The sequence below is a fragment of the Bartonella sp. AP150HLJHH genome (genome assembly GCF_042196385.1).
Classification (GTDB): domain Bacteria; phylum Pseudomonadota; class Alphaproteobacteria; order Rhizobiales; family Rhizobiaceae; genus Bartonella.
Genome location: NZ_JBHIQC010000107.1, coordinates 1 through 905 on the forward strand (window position 1 = coordinate 1; position 905 = coordinate 905).

The 905-nt window shown below is 50.6% G+C and carries 1 protein-coding gene; it reads left to right on the top strand.

Features of this window, described 5'->3' with window-relative positions; translation table 11 throughout:
- A partial coding sequence (locus ACFING_RS09920) for a phage tail tape measure protein (protein ID WP_375630803.1) occupies positions 1 to 905 on the top strand: 905 nt, incomplete at both ends.

Here is a 905-nt window from a genome sequence, read left to right on the forward strand (position 1 = left end):
TCTGATTTTACCAATCGTGCCACCGGTGCGGCAACCATGTTTAAGCTCACCGCGCGGGAAACCGCAGCATTTGGTACGGCGATGATTTCTGCTGGGATTGTTCCAGAGAGTGCCGCGCGTGGTTTTAATGCCATGAGTGCCCGTATTCAGGCAGGAGGCAAGCATATTGAAGATGCTTTTGCCAATATCGGGCTTTCTCGCGAAAAGTTCATGCAAGATCTGGACAAAGATGCTACCGGCACTTTGGTGCGCTTTTTTAATGTGTTGGGTAAATCCGAACAGGGGATGCGCTCGCTGATTGCCATTGCTGGGCGCGATTTTACTGGTGATTTTGCCAAATTGGTGGGTAACCCCGAATTGTTAGGGCAAGCTTTAGATTATGTGAAAGATCCACAAGTCTTTAAAGGTTCTGTAGAACAAGAAGCAGACAAACAAGCAACCGGTGCCATGCGGCAATTTGAACTCTTGCAAAACCGTATTGTGGCTCTGGGCATCACCATTGGTGAAGTGCTTCTGCCCCCCCTCAACAGTTTGATGGAAAGTGTTGGCAATTTTACCAATGGGCTTATGGCGTGGGCGAATGCCCATCCCACTTTAACAAGCGCTATTATCAAAACCATTGCCGCTCTGATGGCTTTTAATATTGCTCTGCGCGTGTTGCGCTTTACCATGGCTGGCACACGTCTTGGGCTTCTTCAATTGATGGGCTCTTTTATTAAGCTTAGAGTACTCAGTCGTGGTGTTGCTGCAAGCTGGCGGGGCTTAGCAGCCGCAGGGCGCTCGCTGGGCTTGCTAACCGCGGGTCTTGGGGCAAGTTCACTCCGACTCTTACGCCCCATGACCTTGTTGGTCGGGGCTTTACGGGGGATTGCTGTCTCAGGAAGTGCATTTGCTGCCTCTTTTGG